The 22,418-nt window shown below is 70.4% G+C and carries 23 protein-coding genes; 13 read left to right on the forward strand and 10 right to left on the reverse strand.

Annotated elements, in window-relative coordinates:
- Positions 1-53: 53 nt before the first annotated feature.
- Positions 54-629, forward strand: coding sequence for a dienelactone hydrolase family protein (locus ESP57_RS06695; protein WP_129231012.1), 576 nt, complete (start codon positions 54-56; stop codon positions 627-629).
- Positions 630-654: 25 nt separating this feature from the next.
- On the opposite strand, the gene ESP57_RS06700 is transcribed toward ESP57_RS06695, so the two are convergent.
- A complete protein-coding gene (locus ESP57_RS06700; protein ID WP_129231013.1) occupies positions 655-1,827 on the reverse strand; it encodes an ROK family protein in 1,173 nt (390 codons plus the stop codon).
- Positions 1,828-1,973: 146 nt separating this feature from the next.
- Between ESP57_RS06700 and ESP57_RS06705 the strand changes: the two genes are divergently transcribed.
- The 6 genes from ESP57_RS06705 to ESP57_RS06730 all read left to right on the forward strand — a co-directional run bounded on the left by ESP57_RS06705 (position 1,974) and on the right by ESP57_RS06730 (position 8,519).
- Positions 1,974-3,014, forward strand: coding sequence for a hydroxyacid dehydrogenase (locus tag ESP57_RS06705; RefSeq protein ID WP_129231014.1), 1,041 nt, complete (start codon positions 1,974-1,976; stop codon positions 3,012-3,014).
- A 1-nt stretch (position 3,015) separates the two neighbouring features.
- On the forward strand, positions 3,016-4,377 hold the full coding sequence (locus tag ESP57_RS06710; protein WP_129231015.1) for a sulfatase family protein: 1,362 nt from the start codon (positions 3,016-3,018) through the stop codon (positions 4,375-4,377).
- Between the two features lie 61 nt (positions 4,378-4,438).
- Complete coding sequence (locus ESP57_RS06715; protein WP_129231016.1) at positions 4,439-5,710, forward strand: ABC transporter substrate-binding protein; 1,272 nt, start codon at positions 4,439-4,441, stop codon at positions 5,708-5,710.
- A gap of 78 nt (positions 5,711-5,788) precedes the next feature.
- Positions 5,789-6,715 (forward strand): carbohydrate ABC transporter permease, encoded by a 927-nt coding sequence (locus ESP57_RS06720; RefSeq protein WP_129231017.1) that lies wholly within the window; start codon positions 5,789-5,791, stop codon positions 6,713-6,715.
- Positions 6,712-7,623: a carbohydrate ABC transporter permease gene (locus tag ESP57_RS06725; protein ID WP_235507590.1), complete on the forward strand. Its 912-nt coding sequence runs from the start codon at positions 6,712-6,714 to the stop codon at positions 7,621-7,623. Before ESP57_RS06720 ends, ESP57_RS06725 begins: the two co-directional genes overlap by 4 nt.
- Positions 7,620-8,519, forward strand: coding sequence for a Gfo/Idh/MocA family protein (locus ESP57_RS06730; protein ID WP_129231018.1), 900 nt, complete (start codon positions 7,620-7,622; stop codon positions 8,517-8,519). The genes ESP57_RS06725 and ESP57_RS06730 overlap by 4 nt, the downstream gene beginning before the upstream one ends.
- Positions 8,520-8,562: 43 nt before the next feature.
- Here ESP57_RS06730 and ESP57_RS06735 read toward each other — a convergent pair whose 3' ends face one another.
- The 3 genes from ESP57_RS06735 to ESP57_RS06745 all read right to left on the reverse strand — a co-directional run bounded on the left by ESP57_RS06735 (position 8,563) and on the right by ESP57_RS06745 (position 11,209).
- Entirely contained in the window at positions 8,563-9,459 is an 897-nt protein-coding gene (locus tag ESP57_RS06735; protein WP_129231019.1) for a TerC family protein, read from the reverse strand.
- A 75-nt stretch (positions 9,460-9,534) separates the two neighbouring features.
- Entirely contained in the window at positions 9,535-10,074 is a 540-nt protein-coding gene (locus ESP57_RS06740) for a dihydrofolate reductase family protein (protein ID WP_165877396.1), read from the reverse strand.
- A gap of 67 nt (positions 10,075-10,141) precedes the next feature.
- Positions 10,142-11,209, reverse strand: a complete 1,068-nt coding sequence (locus ESP57_RS06745) for a winged helix DNA-binding domain-containing protein (RefSeq protein ID WP_129231021.1) — start codon at positions 11,207-11,209, stop codon at positions 10,142-10,144.
- 197 nt (positions 11,210-11,406) lie between these two features.
- Between ESP57_RS06745 and ESP57_RS06750 the strand changes: the two genes are divergently transcribed.
- Positions 11,407-11,829 carry an acyl-CoA thioesterase gene (locus tag ESP57_RS06750; protein WP_165877397.1) on the forward strand — a complete coding sequence of 141 codons (423 nt, stop codon included), beginning with the start codon at positions 11,407-11,409 and terminating at the stop codon, positions 11,827-11,829.
- Between the two features lie 82 nt (positions 11,830-11,911).
- On the opposite strand, the gene ESP57_RS06755 is transcribed toward ESP57_RS06750, so the two are convergent.
- A complete protein-coding gene (locus tag ESP57_RS06755) occupies positions 11,912-12,583 on the reverse strand; it encodes a DUF4097 family beta strand repeat-containing protein (RefSeq protein ID WP_243648436.1) in 672 nt (223 codons plus the stop codon).
- A 235-nt stretch (positions 12,584-12,818) separates the two neighbouring features.
- Here ESP57_RS06755 and ESP57_RS06760 point away from each other — a divergent pair, with 235 nt between their 5' ends.
- The 4 genes from ESP57_RS06760 to ESP57_RS06775 all read left to right on the forward strand — a co-directional run bounded on the left by ESP57_RS06760 (position 12,819) and on the right by ESP57_RS06775 (position 15,077).
- Positions 12,819-13,580 carry a GbsR/MarR family transcriptional regulator gene (locus ESP57_RS06760; protein WP_056005093.1) on the forward strand — a complete coding sequence of 254 codons (762 nt, stop codon included), beginning with the start codon at positions 12,819-12,821 and terminating at the stop codon, positions 13,578-13,580.
- 53 nt (positions 13,581-13,633) lie between these two features.
- Positions 13,634-14,290: a CatA-like O-acetyltransferase gene (locus ESP57_RS06765; protein ID WP_129231023.1), complete on the forward strand. Its 657-nt coding sequence runs from the start codon at positions 13,634-13,636 to the stop codon at positions 14,288-14,290.
- A complete protein-coding gene (locus ESP57_RS06770; protein WP_129231024.1) occupies positions 14,287-14,595 on the forward strand; it encodes a hypothetical protein in 309 nt (102 codons plus the stop codon). The genes ESP57_RS06765 and ESP57_RS06770 overlap by 4 nt, the downstream gene beginning before the upstream one ends.
- Positions 14,596-14,669: 74 nt before the next feature.
- Complete coding sequence (locus ESP57_RS06775) at positions 14,670-15,077, forward strand: hypothetical protein (protein ID WP_056005097.1); 408 nt, start codon at positions 14,670-14,672, stop codon at positions 15,075-15,077.
- Here the strand turns inward: ESP57_RS06775 and ESP57_RS06780 are convergent.
- Together ESP57_RS06780 and ESP57_RS06785 are read right to left on the reverse strand one after the other, a co-directional pair.
- Positions 15,010-17,436 (reverse strand): HAD-IC family P-type ATPase, encoded by a 2,427-nt coding sequence (locus ESP57_RS06780; protein WP_129231025.1) that lies wholly within the window; start codon positions 17,434-17,436, stop codon positions 15,010-15,012. The genes ESP57_RS06775 and ESP57_RS06780 overlap by 68 nt on opposite strands.
- A 55-nt stretch (positions 17,437-17,491) precedes the next feature.
- Positions 17,492-17,974, reverse strand: coding sequence for a recombinase family protein (locus tag ESP57_RS06785; protein WP_056005101.1), 483 nt, complete (start codon positions 17,972-17,974; stop codon positions 17,492-17,494).
- Between the two features lie 114 nt (positions 17,975-18,088).
- Here ESP57_RS06785 and ESP57_RS06790 point away from each other — a divergent pair, with 114 nt between their 5' ends.
- Positions 18,089-19,345: a glycosyltransferase gene (locus ESP57_RS06790; protein ID WP_129231026.1), complete on the forward strand. Its 1,257-nt coding sequence runs from the start codon at positions 18,089-18,091 to the stop codon at positions 19,343-19,345.
- Between the two features lie 26 nt (positions 19,346-19,371).
- Here ESP57_RS06790 and ESP57_RS18405 read toward each other — a convergent pair whose 3' ends face one another.
- The 3 genes from ESP57_RS18405 to ESP57_RS06800 are packed head-to-tail and all read right to left on the reverse strand — an operon-like array spanning position 19,372 to position 22,331.
- The gene (locus ESP57_RS18405) at positions 19,372-19,518 is read right to left on the reverse strand and encodes a hypothetical protein (protein ID WP_165877398.1); all 147 of its coding nucleotides are present in this window, start codon (positions 19,516-19,518) and stop codon (positions 19,372-19,374) included.
- Positions 19,508-20,209 carry a response regulator transcription factor gene (locus tag ESP57_RS06795; protein ID WP_243648437.1) on the reverse strand — a complete coding sequence of 234 codons (702 nt, stop codon included), beginning with the start codon at positions 20,207-20,209 and terminating at the stop codon, positions 19,508-19,510. Before ESP57_RS06795 ends, ESP57_RS18405 begins: the two co-directional genes overlap by 11 nt.
- Positions 20,202-22,331 carry a sensor histidine kinase gene (locus tag ESP57_RS06800; protein WP_129231027.1) on the reverse strand — a complete coding sequence of 710 codons (2,130 nt, stop codon included), beginning with the start codon at positions 22,329-22,331 and terminating at the stop codon, positions 20,202-20,204. Before ESP57_RS06800 ends, ESP57_RS06795 begins: the two co-directional genes overlap by 8 nt.
- Positions 22,332-22,418: the final 87 nt, after the last annotated feature.

A 22,418-nucleotide genomic window follows, 5' to 3' on the forward strand; every position in this document is an offset into this window, starting at 1 on the left:
GCGGGTAACTTCGCGATCGGAATCGTCAGATCGCTCTCGAACGGGGAATCACGATGTCAGAGGTACTGCTCTTCCACCACGCGCTCGGCCCCACCGCGGGCCTGCATGCCTTCGCCGACGAACTGCGCGCCGCCGGTCACTCGGTGCACACGCCCGACCTCTTCGAGGGGCGTACGTTCGCGACGATCGAGGATGGGGTCGGCTACGCCCGCGAAGTCGGCTGGGACGAGATCATGGCGCGCGGCGAGCGCGCTGCTGCGAGCCTGCCGAACGAGCTCGTCTACGGCGGGTTCTCGCTCGGCGTCGTGCCCGCGCAGAAGCTCGCCCAGACCCGCGCCGGCGCACGAGGGGCACTGTTCTTCTACTCGTGCCTGCCCGTCGACGAGTTCGGCTCCTGGCCGGCCGGCGTGCCGGTGCAGATCCACGGCGCCGACGCCGACCCGATCTTCATGGACGAGGGCGACGTCGAGGCCGCGCGCGAACTGGTCGAGGTCGCCGACGACGCCGAGCTGTTCCTCTACCCGGGCGACCAGCACTACTTCGCCGACTCCAGCCTGCCGAGCTACGACGCGGCTGCGGCCGAGCTGCTCACGGAGCGCGTGCTCGCGTTCCTCGCGCGGGTCGGCTGAGCGCGCGGATCGGCTGACCGGGAGGTCAGGCGAGCGCGTCGACCACGTCGGGTTCGTCGAGCTGCGCGACCTCGGCGGTGAACAACGGCGACAGCACCTCGTAGGCGGCCCCTTTCGCCACTTCGGCCTCAGCACCCACGACGACGTCGAGGTGCGGAGCCGCGGTGTTGCCGTGCACGAACTCGGCTTCGAAGGCGGCCGCCACTCCGCGGGCGAGACGCGGGATGTCGAGCTCGGGCGCAAAGGCCACGACGACCCCTTCGGGGCCGAACATCTTGCTCGCGTTCGCCATCGCGATGCCGAGCTCTCGAGCAGCGTCATCGAGCACCGGCTCGACCGACGCCGGGTCCGCGTCGAGCCCGGCGACCCCTCGACGAGCGAGCTCCCGTTCGATGCCCCACCCGCTCCCCCAGGTCTCGAGGCATCCGTGCGCCCCGCAGTGACACGCGCGGTCGGCGCCGCCCACCGCGCGCCAGTGCGCGAAGCCTCCGGCCGAGGCATCGAACCCGCGGTGGATGCGGCCCTGCACGACGAGAGATGCACCGAGGCTCTGCCCGACGCTGAAGACGATGAGGTCCCGCCCCTCGAGGCGCCCGTCGTAGAGCAGCCCGGCCGACGCGAACGCGTTGACGTGGCTGTCGAGCACGACAGGGGCGTCGAGTGCACGGGCCAGCTCCGCGCGGAGTGCCACGTTCTCCCAGCCGAGCGTGCCGCTGTGCCGCACTCGGCCGCGGGCCTGATCGACCACACCCGACACGGCGATGCCGATGCCGACCACCTCGCCGCTCTGCTGTCGATGCGTGACCGTCTCGACCGAGCGCACGACGGCGTCCACGGCATCGGCCAGAGCCGTGGAGGCGAGTGGCTCCCGGTGGTCGGCGACGATCTCGCCGGCGAGATCGATCAACGCGACGTACGCCTCGTGCGCGGTCAGTCGCACACCGATCGCGAAGACCGCGTCGCGCCCGAGTTCGAGCAGTCGCGCCGGTCGCCCCCCGGTACCGCGCACGACGTCGGTCTCGACGAGCACGCCCGAGTGCAGGAGCCTGCCCGTGATGCCGGTGACGGTCGCCGGGCTGAGCCCGGTCTGCACGGCGATGAAGGCACGCGCGACGGGGCCGCGGGCACGCACGACGTCGAGCACGAGCGCCTCGTTGATCTCGCGGATCAGCGCCTTGCTTCCCGCGCGCAGCTTCATCGCCGTCGTCCTGTCGTGAGCCGGGTCATCGTCGAACCCCATTCTGTCGAGTCGGCCGCCGAGATCGGGGGAACCCATCGCAGCGTATCGCCATACTATTACTTCGGTCATTGACAAAACACAATTTTCCGATCTACGCTGCTCGCATGACCGACGACAACGGAGTCAGTGCGACAGCGCACCCCGAACCATCCGAGCAGGTACGCATCCTGCTCAGCGTGCCCGCCCGTGAGCTGGCCGCGATGTTCCCCGCCGACACCCGGTCGGCGCTCGATGAGCTCGGTGAGGTCGTCGTCGCCGAGCCCGGTGAGTTGGCCGACACGACCGCCTTCCGCGCGACGCTCTCGGGTGTGCACGTCGCGGTCACCGCATGGGGGTTCCCGACGCTCGACGCCACGCGGCTGGCCGACGCGCCCGAGCTGCGGTTCGTCATGCACGCGGCATCCTCGCTCCGCTCAGTCACGAGCGACGACTTCTGGGCCGCCGGCATCCCGATCTCCCAGGCGGGCGCGGCGATGGCGCCGGCCGTGGCCGAGCTCTCGCTCGCCTTCACGATGTCGCTGCTGCGACGCACCCAGCGCACCGACCACGCCCTGCGCAGCGGCGGCGACTGGTGGGAGGCGCGCGAGGTGCCGCGTGCGCGTGAGATCCGCGGCAGTCGCATCGGCGTGATCGGCGCCAGCCGCACCGGGCGCCAGTACATCGACCTCGTCACGGCGCTCGGCGCCGACGTCACGGTCTACGACCCCTACCTGCCGGCGGGCGACCCGCTCCACGCGATACAGGGCGGACTCCACGACCTGCTCCGCGAGTGCGAGGTGCTGGCCCTGCACGCCCCCGCCACGCCCGAGACGCGCGGCATGCTCGGCGCCGCCGAACTCTCACTGCTCCGCGACGGAGCCCTCGTGGTCAACACCGCCCGCGCCGAGCTGCTCGACGCCGACGCCCTCTACGCCGAGGTCGCCTCGGGCCGCCTCGACGCCGCACTCGACGTCTTCGAGGTCGAGCCGCTCGACGACCGGTGGCGCGCGCTGCCGAACGTGCTCGTCACTCCCCACCTCGGCGGAGCCACAGTGGAATCCCGCCGGCGCGCCGGCCTGATCGTGGTCGACGAGATCCGCCGCTTCCTCGCCGGCCGCCCCCTGCAGTACGCCCTCACCCGCATCGACGTCGAACGGATGGGATGACATGCCCCACAACGTCCTCATCATCCACTGCCACGACCTCGGCCGGTTCCTCGGCACCTACGGTGTCGAGACGGTGTCGACACCGCACCTCGACGCGCTCGCCGCCGAGTCGACGGTGTTCGAGCACGCCTTCTCGACCGCGCCGCACTGCAGCCCGGCACGCGCCTCCCTCTTCACCGGGAGCTACCCGCAGCAGAACGGCGTGCTCGGACTCACCCACGAGCCGTTCGGTTGGGACCTGCACGACCCCTCGACGCACATCGCGCACCGGTTGCACACCGCCGGATACCGGACCGAGCTCGTCGGCGTGCACCACGAGTCCAAGGTGCTGCCTGACGACGAGATCGCCGTGCGACTCGGATTCGACCGTGTACGCACCGGTGGCGAACGCGACGTCGTCGCCGAACGCACGCTCGAGGCGCTCGACGCGGCGAGCGCCGACGGCGCGCCCTTCTACCTGCAGGTCGGGTTCAACGAGCCGCACCGGTCGCCGTCCGACCGCGACCCGGTCGGCGTCATGGGCTTCCTCGGCACGAGCGTCGACCCCGATCGGAGCCTCGGTGTCACGGTGCCGGCGCACCTCCACGACGACGCGGGCGCTCGCACGGAGATGGCCGAGCTGCAGGGTGCGGTGCGCGCGATGGACGAGGGCGTCGGCCGGGTGCTCGCCAGGCTGCAGACCCTCGGCCTCGACGACCGCACGATCGTCGTGTTCACCACCGACCACGGCCTCGCACTCCCCCGCGCGAAGTGCACCCTCTACGACGCGGGAACCGGCGTGGCCCTGCTCATCCGCGCCCCGGGGCGCGGCGACTGGGCGGGCCGTCGCATCGACGAGCTCGTGAGCCACGTCGACGTGCTGCCGACCCTCTTCGAACTGCTCAGCCTGCCGACGCCCGATACCGTGACCGGCGACAGCCTCGTCCCCGTGATCGAGCGCGGTGCCGACGGGCGCGAGCACGCCTTCGCGCAGTTGAGCTACCACACCTACTACGACCCGAAACGTTCGGTGCGCTCGACGAGCCACAAGCTCATCGTGAACTTCTCGAACGCCCCGCGGGCGATGGATCCCACCCAGTCGTGGATCCATCGCAGCCTGCCGGCCGATCTCGCCGGGCCGACGATCGGCACGAGCCCCACGGTCGAGTTGTACGACCTCCGCTCCGACCCGCACGAGACCTCCAACATCGCCGGCGAAGTCGCGCACCGCGCGGCGTACTCCGCCCTCGCCGGCGCCCTGTTGGGCTGGATGCGCGAGACCGGCGACCCGTTGCTCACGCCGCAGCCCCAGCTGCGACGCCACCGACTCGCGCTGGCTGCCCTCGAATCGGCCGCGCGCGACGCGGAACCCGCTCTGCCCTGACCCCAACCCCCATCCGGAACCGACGAGGCTTCCGGAACACCCCCGAGAAAGCGAGAACAGCATGACCAGACGACACCTCCGGCTCGCGGCCGTCGCCGCCGCCGGCGCGCTCGCCCTGACCGCCTGCGCCTCGAACACCCCGACCGCCCCTGCCGCCGACGGCGAGGTCACCGGCGAGGTGACGATGTGGATGTACCCCGTCATCAAGGACGAGGCCGCCAGCAAGCAGTACTGGGCCGACACCGAGACCGCGTTCGAGGAGGAGTACCCGGGCGTCGACCTGACGATCGAGCTGCAGACCTTCGACAAGCGCGATGCCCAGATCTCGGCCGCGCTCGCGGCCAACACCGGCCCCGACCTCGTGCTCATCACGCCCGACCAGGCCGCCACCTACCTCACCGTCGGCGGCCTCCTCCCGGTCGACGAGGCCATCGCCGAGGATCGCGACGCCTTCTACGAGGGAACCTTGTCGGCGGCGACCTTCGACGACGAGCTGTACGGCGTCCCGCTGTTCCAGAACGTCTTCACGACCGCCTACAACACGGAGATCTTCGAGGCGGCGGGGCTCGACCTGCCGAAGACGTGGGACGACGTGCTCGACGCGGCGCCCGTGCTGGCGAAGCAGGGCATCGCGGTGATGGACTACGCCGGCAGCACCGAGCAGACCCTCAACCTCTCGTTCTACCCGTTCCTCTGGCAGGCGGGCGGCCGGGTCTTCACCGAGGACGGCTCCGACATCGCGTTCGACTCGAAGGAAGGCGTCGAGGCGCTCCAGTTCCTGGTCGACCTCCAGGAGGCCGGCGGGCTGCCGGCGGATGCCGCAACCGCGGGCCCCGCTGTCGAGGGCGCGCCGATCGCTTCGGGCAAGGCCGCGATGCGCGCGACCACCTTCCTGCCCGAGGTGAACCAGATGCGTGCCGCACTCGGTGAGGACGCCTTCGCCCTCGGCGAGCCGCTCGAGGGCGAGATGCAGGCCACGTACGGCAACCCGGGTCTGCTGTCGCTCACCTCCATCAACAAGAAGGAGAACCGGGAGGCCGCGTACGCGGTGCTGTCGTTCCTCACCTCGGCCGAGCAGCAGTCCGCGCTGAACGCCGCCGCTGTGAACTTCCCCACCCGCACCGATGTCGGCGCGCCCGGCGAGGGCCCGGACTTCGAGGCGCTCGGCAGCGCCCTCGAGTCCGCGAACCCCGGTGAGCCGTCGCCGGTCGCCCGTCAGGTGATGGGCGTGCTCGCCCCGTACATCCAGGCCGCCCTCGCGGGTGATCTGTCGCCCAAGGAAGCCCTCGAGAAGGCCGCGGACGAAGCCCGCGCCGAGCTCGACCGCGCCTGACCCGTCTGGGCCGGGGGTCGCACGTCGACCCCCGGCCCGCCCCGAAGCATCCGCCCAGCTCGTCGATCGGACCCACTCATGACCGCCACCACTGCACGGCGCACAGGCGCACCGCGCCGGCCGGCAGGCGCACGTCGCGCCAATCGACGGGAAGCCGTCGCCGGCCTGCTCTTCATCCTCCCGACGCTCGTGATCTTCGCGGTGTTCAAGTTCCTTCCCATCGGCGGCGCCGGTGCGATGAGCCTCACCGAATACCGGCTGAACGGCGACGTCACCTTCCTCGGTGCCGAGAACTACACCCGGCTCTTCAGCGACCCGCATTTCTGGCAGTCGCTCGGCGTGACCCTCGGGTACGTCTGCATCTTCGTGCCGCTCATCATCGCCGTCTCGCTGGTCGGCGCCCTGCTACTGAACAAGCTCGTGCGCTACAACGGCGTGTTCCGGGCCTTGCTCTTCGTGCCGTACCTCAGCTCGTTCGTGCTGGCGGGCATCATCTGGACGTGGATCTTCGCGATCGACGGTCCGTTGAACGCCGCGCTCGAAACGGTCGGCCTCGGCCCCGTGCTCTTCCTCTCCGGCGAGCAGTGGCTCGTGCTCGCCTCACTCGCCATGGTCTCGGTCTGGAAGGGCTTCGGTTATTCGATGCTGATCTTCCTGGCCGGCCTCAAGGCGCAGCCCGCCGAAGTGCACGAGGCGGCCCGCATCGACGGCGCGAACGCGTGGAAGGGGTTCTGGCACGTGACCTTCCCGCTGCTGAAGCCGGTGCTGTTCTTCGTGCTGGTCATCGAGACGATCATCGGATTCCAGGTCTTCGACACCATCTACGTCATGACCGCCGGCGGCCCGGCCCGCGCCAGCTACAGCCTCATCTACTTCCTGTTCGACGAGGGCTTCAAGTACTTCGACTTCGGCTACGCCGCCGCCATCGGCATCGTGCTGTTCGTGATCGTGCTCGTGCTCTCCCTCGTGCAGCGACGCTTCTTCGAAGGAAAGGAGGAGCTGTGAGCACCACCGCCCTTCCCCAGACCCGCCGTGCTGGCGAACCCACGAGCGGGAACCCCCGACCCGGGCAGGTCCCCGGCCGCAACGGCGCCCGTCGCCGACCGGCGAAGCGGAGGCAGACCGGCCTGCTGATCCTGCTGATCGTCGTCTCGCTCTTCACCGTGGCGCCGCTCATCGCGGTCGTCGTGCTGGCACTCTCCCCCGAGAACGCCCCGACGCTCCCGTACGCGATCCCGACCGAGCTGACCCTCGACAACCTGATCCGCATCCTGAACGTCGGCGAGTTCACGACGTGGCTCACGAATTCGTTCCTCTACTCGGTGATCTCCGTCGTCGTCATCCTGTTCACGGCGTCGATGGCGGCGTACGCACTGGCTCGCAAGCGATTCCCCGGGCGCAACATCATCCTGTGGTCGATCGTCGCGACGCTCATGGTGCCGATGCAGGCGACCCTCATCCCGATGTTCATCATGGTCGCCGGCTGGGGCGGCGTGAACACGCTCTGGGGCCTCATCCTGCCGACGCTCGCGAACGCGCAAGCGGTGTTCCTCATCCGCCAGTTCGTGCGCGACCTGCCCGACGAGCTGTTCGATGCGGCCCGCATCGACGGGGCCGGGGAGTGGCGGACCTTCGTGTCGATCGTGCTCCCGCTGATCAAGCCCGTGCTCGCGACGCTCGCCATCTTCGTCTTCCTCTGGCACTGGAACGACCTGCTCTGGCCGCTCGTCGTCGGCCAGTCCGACGAGGCGCGCACGCTCACCGTCGGCCTCGCGACCCTGAACACCGAGACCGTGTCGACGGCGAACATCATGTCGGCGGCGCTCATCAGCTTCATCCCCTGCCTCGTGATCTTCCTGTTCCTGCAGCGGCACATCGTGGCGAGCATCACCTCGAGCGGCGTCAAGGGATGACTCCGACCGGCGCCCAGCCGCTCCGCTTCGGCCTCATCGGCGTGGACTCCGCGCACTCGGTGCAGTTCACCCGCCTGTTCGGCGACGGGCGCTCCGGCATGGTGCCGGGAGGCTCCATCGTCGCCGCCTGGCAGGGCCCCACCGTCGCGGACTTCCCGCCGAGTCGCGACCGCAACGACCAGCTCGCCGACGAGGTCGCCGGACTCGGGGTGCCGTGGCTCGATTCGCCCGAGGCGGTGGCCGAGGCATCCGACGCCCTGCTGGTGGTCGCGAGCGACTCGCGAACGCACCCGGGGTACCTGCGCCGCCTCAGTCCCCTCGGCAAGCCGATCTACATCGACACGCGGTTCGCGCCAACCCGCCAGGAGGCCATCGAGATGCTCGAGCAGGCTTCAGCAGACGGATGCCTCGTGCTGGCGGGCTCTCCGAAGCGGTTCACGCCGGAGTTCCGCCGCGCGTTGGCGGCCGCGGGCGACGCCGAGCGCATCGACCTCGACGGCCCGTTGCCCGAGCAACCGCACCACCCCTTCCTCGCCTGGTACGGCGTGCACCTCGTGGACCTCGCGGTCGCCGCGCTCGGTCCCGACTGCGCGACGGTCGATGCCACCGGCGATCGCGTCGTTGCGACGTGGGCCGACGGCCGCGTCGCGGTGCTCGGCGGCGACGCCGAATGGCACCCCGTCACCCGCGGGGTGATCGACTCCCCGACCGGGTCGCAGGCGTTCGCGATCGAGGCGAGCGAAGGGATGCTCGTCGGCCTGCTCACGAGCATCGCGGCATCCTGTCGAAGCGGCCTCCCCACCGTACCGCCGGCGGAGATCGTCGCAACCGTCGCGATCGTGGAGGCCGCCGCCCGGAGTCGCGCAGACGGTGTCCCGGTCGATCTTCAGCGCTGACGCCGACCCACGCTGACGCACTCCACTGACGATCCGCTGACGCTCACCCGAGCCCGGCGCGCTCCTCCGCGGCATCCGACTCGCCCTCGACCGGGCGGTTCGACAGGCCGACCGACCCTGCACCCTCGCCCCTCGAGAGCGCGGCCGACACCGCGACCGACTCGTCGACGTCGGGGTACTGCGGGCGCAACTGCACGGCCTCCTGGCGACGCTGCTCGCGCTTGGCCTTCCGCGACGAGGCGACGAGGTTCAGCGCCTCGACGAGGATCGCGAACGCCATCGGGGCGTAGATGAGGGCCTTGTCGATGTGCACGCCGAAGCCCTCGGCGATGAGGAACACGCCGATGAGCAGCAGGAACGACAGCGCGAGCATCTTCACCGTCGGGTGCTGGTTGACGAACGAGAAGATGAAGCGCGACGCGAAGAGCATGATGCCGAACGAGAGCACGACGACGGTGACGATGACGACGAGGTTCTCGGTCATGCCGACGGCCGTGATGACCGAGTCGAGCGAGAACACGATGTCGAGCGCGAGGATCTGCAGGAGCACCGAGCTGAAGGTGATGCGCTTCGGCGCGGCACCGCCGTGCTCCTCTTCGGCACCCTCGAGCTTGTGGTGGATCTCGGTGACGGCCTTGTAGACGAGGAACAGGCCGCCGGCGATGAGGATGAAGTCCTTCACCGAGAAGCCCATGCCGAACCAGACGACGACGTCCTCTTTCAGCGTGATGATCCATCCCGCGAAGAACACGAGGATCACGCGGATCACCATGGCGAGCGTGAGGCCGAGGTTGCGAGCCCGTGCCTGCTGCTCCTTCGGGAGCTTCGACGCGAGGATCGAGATGAAGATGACGTTGTCGACGCCGAGCACGACCTCGAGCACGAACAGCGTCACGAAGACGGCGATGAGTTCGGGCGTGAATGCGAAGGAGAAGTCCACCCGCTCATGTTAGAGGGGCGGATGCCGCGGCATCCGCGAATTCGCGACGCCCGGGACCCGGTGCTGAGACCCCCGCTACCGCTGCGCCGGCGCGTACCTCGCGAAGATCGTGCCCGATTCGGAGCCCTCCACGTCGAGCAGCCGGATTCCCACCGGGTGCGGCGAGCGCAGCCGGCCCTCGGCGTTGCCGACGATGAACGGATGGATGCCCGCGTGCACCTCGTCGACGAGCCCGGCGTCCACGAGGGTGGCCGCCAACTGTCCGTAGCCGTGCGAGATGATGGAGCCGTACCGTTCGCGGAGGCCACGCACCGCATCGACGACGTCGCCCTCGATGAGTGTGCAGTTCCAGTCGAGCGGGCCCGTGAGCGTCGTCGATGCGACGAACTTCGGCAGGGCGTTGTAGTGCGCGGCGAAGCCGCGCTCGTCAGTCTGCTTCGGCCAGTACTCGCGGAAGAACTCGTAGCTCTCACGGCCGAGCAGCACCGCATCGGCGCCGAAGACGAGTTCGTCTGAGTGGCGCACCAGATCGGGATCGTTGTCGTCGAACCACTGCTCCATCTGGTCGAACGCGCCGTCGAGGGTCATTTCGAAGGAGATCGTCACTGTTCCCATGCATTCCAGACTGCGCCTTCGAGCGCCGGATGTCACGGGGTCGATCGAGTCTGCATTGCGCGGCGAGTCAGCTCCCGTCGAGTCGCACCTTCGCCTCGAGTCCGAGGAATTCGCCGTACCGGTCCGCGGCATCCTGAATCGCCCGGACCTCGCGCGGCGACAGCGGGCGATGCGGGTGCACCGCGAACGCGACCGCCTTCGCCGTCACCGTGCGCTTCATGCCGGCGACGAGCTGCCCGTCGACGAGCGCCATGCCGATCGCCGTCTCCCGCGCCCGCGGCACCACGCCGTCGGCGTCGACGACCCAGCGCGAGTCCTGGTAGCCGCGGTACATCTCGTCGAGCACCTGCAGCAGGTGACCGGCGGGCGCAGCGGATGCCGGGGCTTCGCCTGGCGCATGCCGGAAGGTGCGGCCATCGTGCTCGAACGAGGCAAGACGGTCGCCGGCCGCGGCGATGCCCCGCCGCACGTCGGTCACGGTGAGGGTCGCCCAGTAGGCGAGGTCTCGATCGGTGGCCGGGCCGTGCGAGGTGAAGTACCGCAAGGCGAGCTCGGCGAGAGCCTCGTCGCGGTCGAGGCGACGCGGTGCCGGCACGCGATCGGCGAAGCGCGCGTAGGTGTGCTCGCCGTCTCGCGGCGCGCCGCTGCAGATGCGGCCCTGCACCTCGAGGCGACCGAGCAGCAGCATGAGCTGCTGGCCCGTGACCTGCTCGCCTCGCTCGGCCAGCGCGTCGGCGATGTCGCCCCTGGTGCGGTCGGGCGAGTCCGCGAGCATCGTCTCGACGGCGTCGCCGAGCATGCCGAGCCGGTTGGCGATCGGCCGCAGTTGCTGTTCGAAGATCGGCATGACGCGCGGCGCGGTGAGCTCCTGCAGCCAGAGCGCGTCATCGGCGTGCACGTAGTGCCAGGTCGACCGCAGTACGTGGATGCGAAGGATGCGGCCCTCGGCGAGCGCGTCTGCGAGGTCGCCCTGCCGCGGCGACGCGGTGCGTGTGGCGACCGCCCACGCCGACTGCGAGGCGTTCTCGGCCTGCACGGCGGCGAGGGTGCGCACGACGTCCTCCGCCGTCGCGGCGGGTGCGGCGAGCCGTTGCGAGTGCAGCCGCCACCGGGCGAGGTCTCGGTCGCTGATCACCCCTGCAGCGTATGTGCGGGCGCACGCCGGGCACCAGAGAGGTGAACGGTGCTCCGGTTCTCCGGTACTTCGGTACTTCGGTACCGCCTCCCAATCCGCACACCCTGCGCGCGACGCGGAATCAGCCGCGGTAGCCGCATCCGATGCATCGGCGTAGCCTGTGCCGCGACGTGCCCGCGAGAACCGAGGAGGGCCCGATGTCGCCGACGCCGATCGTCTACGAGACCGTGCACCGCATCGCCTTCTCGGAGCTCGATCCGTTCCAGCACGTGAGCACCGGCAACTACGCCAGGTACTTCACCGACCACCGCATGGAAGGGCTGGGGCGATACGCCGGTTGGGATCTGCCCACCCTCGGCTCCCTCGGTTTCATGACATGGGTGCGGCGCATGGAGATCGACTTCATCAGGCCCCTGACCGCTGACCAGGAGGTCTCGATCATTTCCTTCGTGCGCGAGTTCCGAGGCCCCGACGCGATGATCGAGTGCACGATGACGGATGCCGCGGGCACGACGGTCTCGACTTGCCTCATGGTCGTGGCCCACGTCGACGGCCGCACACGGCGAGCCACGGATTGGCCCGCCGAACTCCAGGCACTCTTCTTCGAACCCGACGGCTGACGGTCCGGGCGCCGAACGAACGAAGCCGCCGGCGCCCGGTGAGGGCGTCGGCGGCGTCGACTCGTCCAGCAGAAGGAGCTGCTCAGAGGCTCCGTGCCTCGATGTCGCCGTACGCGGTGGTCGCCGTGATGGCGAGTTCGGCGTCGGCGCCCTTGGTGTTGTTGAGCGAGTTCTGCACGCGGCCGAAGCTGGTGCCTGCGTCGAGCGTGGCGGATGCCCCGGGCACGACGCCGACCGACAGGTTGCCGGCCTGTGCGCTCAGCACGACCGAGCCGCGCACGGCCTCGGCGATGCGGATGTCGCCCTTCTGGGTGCTGATCTCCGCCGGGCCGTTGAGGCGACCGACCACGACGTCGCCGGCGAGCGCCGACAGGCGCACGCTCGCGGCCTCGTCGATCTTGACCGTGCCGTTGGCGCCCGCGAACTCGACGTCGCCGAGGCGTCCGACGCCGCGGAACTCGGCCGCGGCCGCCTTCGCCTCGACACGGGAGCCGGCCGGCACCTGCACCGTGACCTCGACCGATCCCGACGGGCCGAGGATCTGGTTGCCGGCGGGCGTCGCGACACGCAGCACGCCGTCGCGGTAGTCGATCGTCGTCTCTTCGGCCATCTTCACGTCGCGGCTCTTCGACGCGTTGGCGGGGCGGACCTCGATCGTGGTGTCGGCCCGGTCGGCGGCGATGACCTGCACGCGGCCCGCCGAGATGTCGAGCACGGCGGCGATGGGGGCGGGGGTGTCGAACTTCTGCAGCATGATGATTCCTTCGAGTTGGTGTTGCGTTCAGTGGTGTTTCTGATGTTGGTAACGCTACGTTGCATTCACAACTTGCGCAACGATGGAATTGCATCCGGCATTCTAAAATGCTGGTCAAGTACATATAATCGTTGCAACAGCTTCGATTTCAACGCAATGACGAGCACAACGCTCGTTGCAATGGTCGTGGAACGAACGTCATACTGGAGGCATTCCGTCGACGAAGGAGGCCACCATGCCGGGAGGCAGGCTCACCCAGCACGAACGCCAGCAGATCTCGCTGGGCCTCGCCGACGACCTCGCCTACGCGGAGATCGCCAGGCGCCTCGACCGCCCGACCTCGACGATCACCCGCGAGGTGATGCGCAACGGCGGACCCGGGGCCTATCGTGCCGATCTCGCCCAGCGGGCCACAGAGCGCCGCACCCATCAGCGCAAGCCGGCGGCACCGCGCGGCACAGGCGCACCCGCGCCGGCCCACGGCCGGGACCCCGACGCCGTGCACGAGTACGAGGAGGCGTTCATCACGATCCTCATGCAGTCGGGGCTGCCCCGCATGGCGGCTTCGGTGCTCACCTGCCTCTACACCTCCGATGCGGGCAGCCTGACGGCAGCGGAACTCGTGCAGCGCCTCCAGGTCAGCCCGGCGTCGGTCTCCAAGGCGGTCGCCCTGCTCGAGAACGTGGGGCTCGTGCGCCGCGAGGTCGAGGCGGGCCGCCGCGAACGCTACTCGGCCGACAACGACGCCTGGTACCAGTCGATGATCGCCGCGGCCCGCTCCAACGCCGAGCTCGCCGAGGCCGCCCGGCGCGGCGTCAACGTGTTCGGTCGCGACACGCCTGCGGGCAACCGCCTCCAGAACATGGCGCGCTTCGTCGACTTCGTCGCCGAGAGCATCGCCCGAGCGGCCGAACAGGCCAGGGACATCCTCTCGACGATGCCGACCACGAACGCGGCCGCCACGAGCAGCCCCACCTCGAACGACGACGAACGCTGACGGATGTCGCGGCTCGTGCAGTGCGAACGAGCGAGACCTGCGACGATCGAGGAATGACCAGCCCGGACCCGATCGACCTCGCCGCCTGGCCGCGGCGCGAGGCGTTCGAGCACTACCGCAACCAGGTGCCGTGCACCTACGCCATCACCGTCGAGATCGACGTGACGGCCTTCGCAGCGGCACTGCGCTCCTCGTCGCGCAAGACGTACGTCGCGCAGATCTGGGCGATCGCCACCGTCGTCAATCGGTACCGCGAGTTCCGCATGGCGTTGACCGACGCCGGTGAGCCGGCGAGCTGGCCCGTGGTGCACCCCGCGTTCACGGTGTTCAACGCCGCACGCGAGACCTTCGCAGCCGCCTGGGCGCCCTACGACCCCGATTTCGGCCGCTTCCACGATCGGGCCGCCGAGCTGCTCGCCTCCACGGCGAGCGCGACCACGATGTTCCCGCAGGGCGCGCTCCCGCCGAACGTGTTCGACGTGTCGAGCCTGCCGTGGACGAGCTTCACCGGATTCACCCTGCAGATCGACGGCGGCACGAGCCATCTGTTGCCGATCTTCACGCTCGGCCGGTACCTCGAGCGCGAGGGACGCACGCTGCTGCCGGTCGCCGTGCAGATCCACCACGCCGCCGCCGACGGGTTCCACACGGCGCGGCTGCTGGGCGCCCTCGAAGCGCTCATGGCCGATGCGAGCTGGGTGAGCGCGTGACATCCGCTGAGCCGGCCCCGGCCACGCGACGCATCGAACTGACCCTGCGCAAGCCGTGGTTCGCGCTCTACGGCCGGGTCAGGCCGACCCTCGTGATCGGGGGCCTCGGCCAGCCCGCGCAGTGGGGCATCGGCACCTGGCAGCTCCCCGCCGACGAGACCGCGGTGATCGGCGTCTACCTGTTCAACCGCATGTGGCGCTTCGGCCGCGCCGAGTTCGCGCTCGAGCCGCACCATGCGCCGGCGCTCGAGTACCGGGCGCCGGCGCTGCCGTTCCTGCCCGGGCGCATCAGCACTCGGGCGTAGGCCACGACGTCGGCGTGACGACGTCGGCGCGACAACCCCGGCGCGACGACGCCCGCTCGACTAGGGTCGCCGGTATGACCGACCGACCGCCGCCCGAGCTCATCGCCGCCGTCGTGCTCGGCTACGTCACCGGCGTGATCGAGGTACTCGCGGGCATCGCGCTCATGTTCGCCCGCTACCTCCCCGACGTGGAGGGCGCCGAGCGAGTGGTCGTCACGATCGCCGGGGCATGCACGGTGCTGCTCGGGCTCTTCGTGATCGCGATCGCGGCGGGCCTCACCCGAGCCCGGCTCGACGCCCGCGTGCTCGTCACCGTGCTGCTCGGCATCACCATCGCGCTCGACGTGGTGGTCCTGATCGCCTCGCCCGGGCTCTGGTTCGTGCTCGTCGGCCTCGTACTCGCGACAACGGCGATCACGGTGTTGTGGACGGGTCGAACTGCGCGGTTCTTCGCACGTACCGCCGGTGCGCGAACCGAATGACTTCGATCGCGCCGATGCTCACGACCGCCACGGCGAGCACGAGCGCCGCCGTCACAGGTGACGGGTCGACGAACACCAGGAACTCCGTGACGAGCGGCACCGAGTACACGAGGATGAGGCCGACCATCATCGCCCCGATGATGAGGATCTTCCATCCGTCGATCGGCCGCGAGAGCACGATCAGCACCCACAGCCCGATGATGGTGAGCAGCAGGGTCGAGCCCGTGCGCAGTTCGTCCTCGCCGATGCCGGCCTGCGTCGCCGCCCAGCTGTAGACGAACAGTGCGACCGCGACGACGACACCGGCCGGAATCGCGAAGCTCAGCGACCGCCGCAGGAACCCGGGTACGTAGCGCCGCGTGTTCGGCATGAGCGCGAGGAAGAAGGCCGGGATGCCGATCGTGAGACCGTCGATCACCGAGAGCTGGCGCGGCAGGAACGGGAAGGCGAGCACGAACACGCCGAAGAGCAGCGCGAGCCCGGTCGCGTAGACCGTCTTGGTGAGGAACAACATCGAGACGCGCTCGATGTTCGCGATCACCTGACGGCCCTCGGCGACGACGCGAGGCAGATGCGAGAACTTGCCGTCGAGCAGCACGATGCGGGCGACGGCCTTCGTCGCCGGAGACCCCGACTCCATCGCGATGCCGATGTCGGCCTCCTTGATCGCGAGTGCGTCGTTGACGCCGTCGCCCGTCATCGCCACCGTGTGACCCGCTTGCTTCAGCGCGATCACCACGGCCTTCTTCTGGTCGGGCGTGACGCGCCCGAACACCAGGTGCTGCGACAGCACCGCTGCGAGCTCGGCCGGGTCGTCGGGCAGCTGCCGGGCGTCGAAGCCGTCGGCGGCATCGAGCCCCACGCTGCGCGCGATCGCAGCCACGGTCGCAGGGTTGTCGCCGGAGATGATGCGCACAGCCACGCCCTGCTCGGCGAAGTACGCGAGGGTCTCCGCGGCATCCGGCCGGACGCGCTCGCGGAACGTCACGAGCGCGACCGGTTCGAGCCCGTCGGGCAGCGCCTCCGCCTCCTCGTCGAGCGGCTCGGCACTGCGGGCGAGCACGAGCGTGCGCAGGCCGGATGCCGCGAGCTCCCGTGAGTCCCCCGCCAGCCGGTTGTCGGGGAAGACCATCTCCGGGCCGCCGAGCACCCAGCTGCCCGCGACATCCGTGCCGGCGGCGAACGCGACCGCGCTCCACTTGCGCGCCGACGAGAACGGGATGCGCGCCGTGGGCGCCGCAGCGGGCACGTCGCCGTAGGTGTCGGCGAGGCAGCGGGCGGTGGCGTTCGCGTCGGGTTCGATGCCGTTCCAGGCGAGCACCCTGCGCCACGCCGCAGCGCCACCCGCGACACCCTCGCCGGCCTCGCCGGCCTCGAGCGGGTGCTCGGCGTCGAACGCGATGCTTCCCTCGGTGAGCGTGCCGGTCTTGTCGAGACAGATCAGGTCGACTCGTGCGAGGCCCTCGACCGCCGCGAGCTCCTGCACGAGCACCTGCTGCCTGGCCAGCTTCACCGCCCCGACCGCGAAGGCGATGCTCGTCATGAGCACGAGCCCGAGCGGGATCATCGCGACGAGTGCGGCGATCGTGTTGACGGCCGCCTGACGCCAGTCGCCGGACTCGATCGCCTGCTCCCACCCGCCGAACACGAACATCTGCGCGTTGAAGACGAGCAGCGCGATCGGCCCGACGATCCACGACACGACGCGCAGCACCTTGTCGATCGACGTTCGCAGCTCGCTCGCCACGAGCGAGAACTTCTTCGCCTGCGACGCGAGCTTGTTCGCGAACGAATCCGCGCCCGCCCGCACCACGATCGCCTCGCCTTCGCCCGCGATCACCACGGAACCCGAGAGCACCTCGTCGCCGGGCCCCTTGTCGACGGCGTCGGACTCCCCTGTGAGCATCGACTCGTCGAGCTGCAGCCGAGCGGATGCCGCGACGCGCGCGTCGGCCGGAACCTGGTCCCCCGCGCGCAGCACGAGCAGGTCGTCGAGCACGACCTCGCCGACGGCGACCTCGATCACGGCGGCGTCACGGCGCACCCGCGCCCGGGGCGCGTGCAGCAGTGCGAGCCGATCGAGCGCCGCCTTCGCGCGGAACTCCTGCACCGAGCCGATGACGGTGTTCGCGACGGCGCTGATGCCGAACAGGGCGTCCTGCCACCGCCCGAGCAGGAGCAGTACGAGGAAGCAGGCCGCGATGATGCCGTTGAACAGGGTGAGCACGTTCGCCCGGATGATGCTCGAGACGCTGCGGCTCGACTGCTGCGTGAACGCATTCGACCGGCCGTCGGCGACACGCTCGGCGGCCTGGGCGCTCGTGAGTCCGACCGGGGTCTCGACATCCGTCGTGCTCATGTGTGGAGACTACCGGCGAGGCGGTCTCAGCGTCGGGCGCCGGGCAGCGGAGCGCTCAGGCGCGCGCGTCCTCGAGGTGCGGTGCGCCGTGGCTCAGCACCTTCACCACGAGGTTGTGCCGGGCGAGGGTGCGGATCGTGCGGGTGACCTCGTCGCGATCGCGGCCGAGCGCTCGCTCGTTCGCCACGACGAGCACGTCACCGGCGCGCAGGGTGCCGAACAGGCGGCCGAGCCGCTGCTCCCAGGTCTCGGGTGCTTCGGCTGCGGGGTGCTTGAAGTCGAGGATCGCGACGCCGAAGTCGGCGAGGTCGTTCCGCTGCTCGACGACCGAGGGCATGTCGTCGCGGGCGACGACGAGACCGACGAGACGTGCGCCCTCGGGGCGCGCCTTCCACCAGTCCTGGTTGCGCTGCAGCTCCTCGAAGCACTCGGGGCAACCGAGGGCGTGGTGCCCCGGACCGTGCGGTGCGGGTGCGGCTTCGGGAGCCGACGCCCCCGCCGATGCATCCGTCGTCGACCCTGTGTTCAGCTCTGCCATGCCGTGCCCCTTCGATCCAACCCCCATTGTCGCGCCGATCGCCGACGAGTGCGACCCGCGCCTCAGCGCACGCACGGATGCCGCGTGGGCCGGCCGGGCGTAGGGTGCGGGCACATGAGCCATCGCACGTACCTGTTCGTGCTCACCGACGCCGGCGGCACGGTTCCTCCCGAGATGGGGGTCGTGCGGCGACTCGTCGACCGCGGTCATCGCGTCACGGTGCTCGCGGACGACCCGTTGGAGGTGCCCGCGCTCACGGCCGGCGCGAGGTTCCGCCCGACGACAGGGCGCGTGACGAAGCCGTTCGATGACTGGGCGATCCGCACGCCGCCCGGCATCGCGCGCGGGATGGCCGAGCACATGATCGTCGGACCCGCGCCCGTGCAGGCGGCTGACACGGTCGCGGCGATCGACGAGCTCCGCCCCGACCTCGTCGTGGTCTCCTCGTTCGCCGTCGGCGCCATGATCGCAGCCGAGTCGCGCGGGGTGCCGTTCGACCTCCTGATGCCGAACACCTACGCGCTGCCCGCGAAGGGCATGCCGCCGTTCGGCGTCGGACTCGCGCCGGCACACGGGCCGATGGGTGCGCTCCGCGACCGCGCGTTCGGAGCGGCCGGCCGGCGCCTCTTCGATCGGTTCGCGCTCGAACCCCTCAACGCCGTGCGCACCGACCACGGCCTCGAGCCGGTCGCGACGATGTGGAACCAGATGCAGCACGCGCGCCGCCAGCTCGTGCTCACCTCCGCAGCGTTCGACTTCCCTGCCGAGCTGCCGGCCAACGCCCGCTACGTCGGGCCGGTGCTCGACGACCCGAGCTGGGCTGCCGATGTGCCGTGGACGCCGCCGACCGGCGACGACCCGCTCGTGCTCGTCGCGATGTCTTCGACGTTCCAGAACCACGTGGAGTGCCTGCAGCGCATCGCCGACGCGCTCGGCGACCTGCCGGTTCGCGGAGTCGTGACCACCGGGCCGGCCGTCCAGCCGGGTGCGATCAGCGCTCCCGCGAACGTGACGGTCGTGGCATCCGCACCGCATCGCGAGGTCCTGCGCCACGCGAGCCTCGTCGTCACCCATGGAGGCCACGGCACGGTCATCAAGACGCTCGCCGCCGGGCTTCCGCTCGTCGTGCTGCACCACGGCCGCGACCAGGCCGACAACGCCGTACGTGTCACGGAGCGAGTCGCAGGGGTCGCCATCTCGCGCCGCTCCTCGTCGCAGAAGATCAGCAGGGCGATCGCCCGCGTGCTCGGCGACGACCGCTACCGGCAGGCGGCCGCGCGACTCGGCGAGCAGGTGGCAGCGGATGCCGCGGGCACGGCACTGCTCGACGAGCTCGAGAGCGCTCCGCTCGCGCGCGACCCGCTCGGGTAGCGCCGGGGCGAGCCCGGAGCTCGGGCTCAGATGCCACCGCGCTGCGCCCGGATCCACCGTCGGCGCTCGGCGAGCACGTCGTCGATGCGAGGCAGCCGCTCGAGCTCGATGCCGCCACCCTGCCGCAGGACGGGTGAGCCCACAAGGGTGGTCGACGAGGGCTCAGCGCTCACCCGACCGAACTTCGCCCGCGTCGTCCTTCAGGAACGCGAGCACCGCGGCGACCCGCCGGTGCACACCCGTCTCGGGCAGCCGCAGCTTCGTGAAGATCGCGTTCACGTGCTTCTCGACCGTCGACGTCGACAGGAACAGCGCCTGCTCGATGCCCCCGTTCGTCTTGCCGGCGGCCATCTCGCGCAGCACCTCGAGCTCACGCGGCGAGAGCGTCGCGAGCGGGCTGGATGCCCCGGCCGCGCTTCGACGGCGCACGAGGGCGTCGACGATCTGCGGATCGATCACCGAGCCGCCCGCGTGCACCTCGTGCAGTGCGTGCACGAGGTCCTCGAGGTCGCCGATGCGGTCTTTCAGCAGGTAGCCGAGCCCGGCCGACCCGTTGGCGAACAGGGCGAACGCGTAGCTCTCGTCGGCGTGCTGCGAGAGCACGACCACCCCCGTCGACGGCGACGAGGCGCGAATGGCGTGCGCGGCCTCGATGCCCTCCATGTGATGGCCGGGCGGCATGCGGATGTCGGTGAGCACCGCGTGCGGCGCGAGCCGGCGCACCGCGTCGAGCAGTTCGGTGCCGTTGCCGACGGAGGCGACCACGTCGACCTCGCCCGAGTCCTCCAGCAGGCGCCGCACGCCCTCGCGCACGAGGTAGTTGTCCTCGGCGATCACGACGCGCAGCACGCCCGAGTCATCCAACCGGTACCCCCTCTCGAGCAGCCGTCTCGGGGCCGACGCCGTCGAGCGGCAACTCCACGAACACGACCGTGCCCGACGGCTCGTTCGGCGCCACGTGCATGGTGCCGCGGAGCGCTGCGACCCGGTCGCGAATGTTCGCGAGCCCGCCGTGCGACACCGCCGCGCGCCCGTCCTCTCCCGTCGTCGAGGCAGGGCCGACCGAGCCCGGCGTCCCGATGCCGCAACCGTCGTCGCTGATCGCGATGCGCAGGTGCCCGTCGCTGCGTGCCAGCCCCACCGACGCCCGCGTCGCGTTCGCGTGCTTCGCGGTGTTGGCGAGGGCCTCGCGCACGACGTAGTAGGCGGTCGTCTCGACCTCGTCGGGGAATCGCTCGGCGCGTACCCGCTCGTTCGCCTCGACCGTAAGCGGAATGGGGAACCGCGCCACGCTCGACTCCACGGCGGCGACGAGCCCGTTGTCGCTCAGCACGGGCGGGTGGATACCCCGGGCGAACTCGCGCAGGTCGGTGAGCGTCGCGCGCGCCTGGTCCTGCAGCTCCTCGAGCTCCGCCGCCGTGAGCTCGCCGCGCTGGAGCCGGTTGCGGGCCAGGCGCAATCCGGCGATCTGGGCCACGACGTCCTGCTGGATGCCGTCGTGCAGGTCGCGCTCGAGGCGCCGGCGCTCGTCGTCCTGCACGGCCACGAGCCGCTCGCGCGAAGCGGTCAGTTCATCGAGCTGCTCCGCGAGCTGAGCGGTCAGCAGCACGTTGGCGACAGAGGCAGCCGCCTGCCCGGCGACCGTGCGCAGCAGCGTGCGCTCATCATCGGAGTACTCGCCCCGATGCCGGGGCCCCAGTTCGATGCGGCCGAGCGTCTCGTCGCCGTGCAGCAGGTCGCAGGACTCTGCGGCGGCGGGCTCGGCTTCACCGGCGACAGCCGGGTCGCCGGCGACGACCATGGGCATCGCGACGAGCGCGCCATTCGTCGACGCGATGCGAATGCGCACCCACGAGGCATCGAGGCCCGCGCGCACCGCCTCGGCGAGCCGGCTGAGCAGTTCTCGCGGCTCACCGGCGTGCTCGAGCTGCGCGCCGAGCTCGCCGAGCATCGTCAGCTGTCGCTCACGATCTCCGAAGAGCGCTCGGTGGATCCACCGCTGCATCCAGGTGCGCACCGGGAGCAGCAGCACGGCCACGATCGTCGTGACGAGCACGGCGGGAACGACCCTGAGCCGACCGGAGAGCAGGATCGCCGGCATCGCGACCCCCGCCGCGTACATCACCGTGATGAGCAGGTTCGACGAACGCGCCACCATGCGGCCCCGGTCTCCGGGGGCGATGTCGAACGCCCCCGAGCGGAAGATGCCGTGCACCGCCGCGACCGGCAGGGCGATGAGCGACGCGTAGACGAGCACCTCGACGACCCAGCTCCCGGGGAGGAAAGTCCACAGCACGAAGGCCGCCATGGCCGCGGCGACCGTCAGGCCCATCCCCCGCGTACGAGCGCGCACCTCGGGCGTGCCGAAGATCGCACGGGAGCCGAGCACCGCAAGACCGAGCGCGGCGGCCGGCCACGCCTGCACGACCAGGCCTTCCACCGCGGGCGCCGCCCACTCCAGCCACGGCACGGCGTAGGGATTGGCGATCGCATCGCCGCTGATGCCGATGTACTGCGACATCACGACGTGCGGCGTCGTCAGGAGCGTCAGCGGCCCGACGAGCAACGGGGTCCAGAGGAACGCGACGGCGACGCGCTGCCATCGGTGCTCGACGTCACCGGTCGGGAAGGTCGCGAAGACGATCAGGAGCGCCGAGGTCGCGGCAGCATCGGCGGAGAGGCCCAGCACGTTGAAGAACGGGAACCACGGCTCGGTCATGATCTCGATGTTGCGCTGCAGGAACGTCTCGTACGCCGAGCCGACGAGCATCGCGGTCGACCCGAGAGCGATGAGCAGCGCGATCCGCGACGCCGACACCGTGAGCAGCCACATGCCGAACACGAACAGCGGCAGCGCCCCGAGGAGCGGCCAGGCGAGCCCGTGGTCGGCATCGCCTTCGATGAAGCCCCGCACGACGACGATGTAGACCAGCGCGGCGACCCCGATCGGGCCGAGCGTCGCGAGGCACACCCACCTGCGGACCACGATTCCATCGTCCTCCTCTCGGGCGCCATGCGGGAGAGGGTCTGCCCCGAGAGCCCTTAGCAGCTGACCCCCACCCGTCGTGCGGCA

Origin of the sequence: Agromyces fucosus, assembly GCF_004134865.1 — a bacterium.
Taxonomy (GTDB): Bacteria; Actinomycetota; Actinomycetes; order Actinomycetales; family Microbacteriaceae; genus Agromyces; species Agromyces fucosus.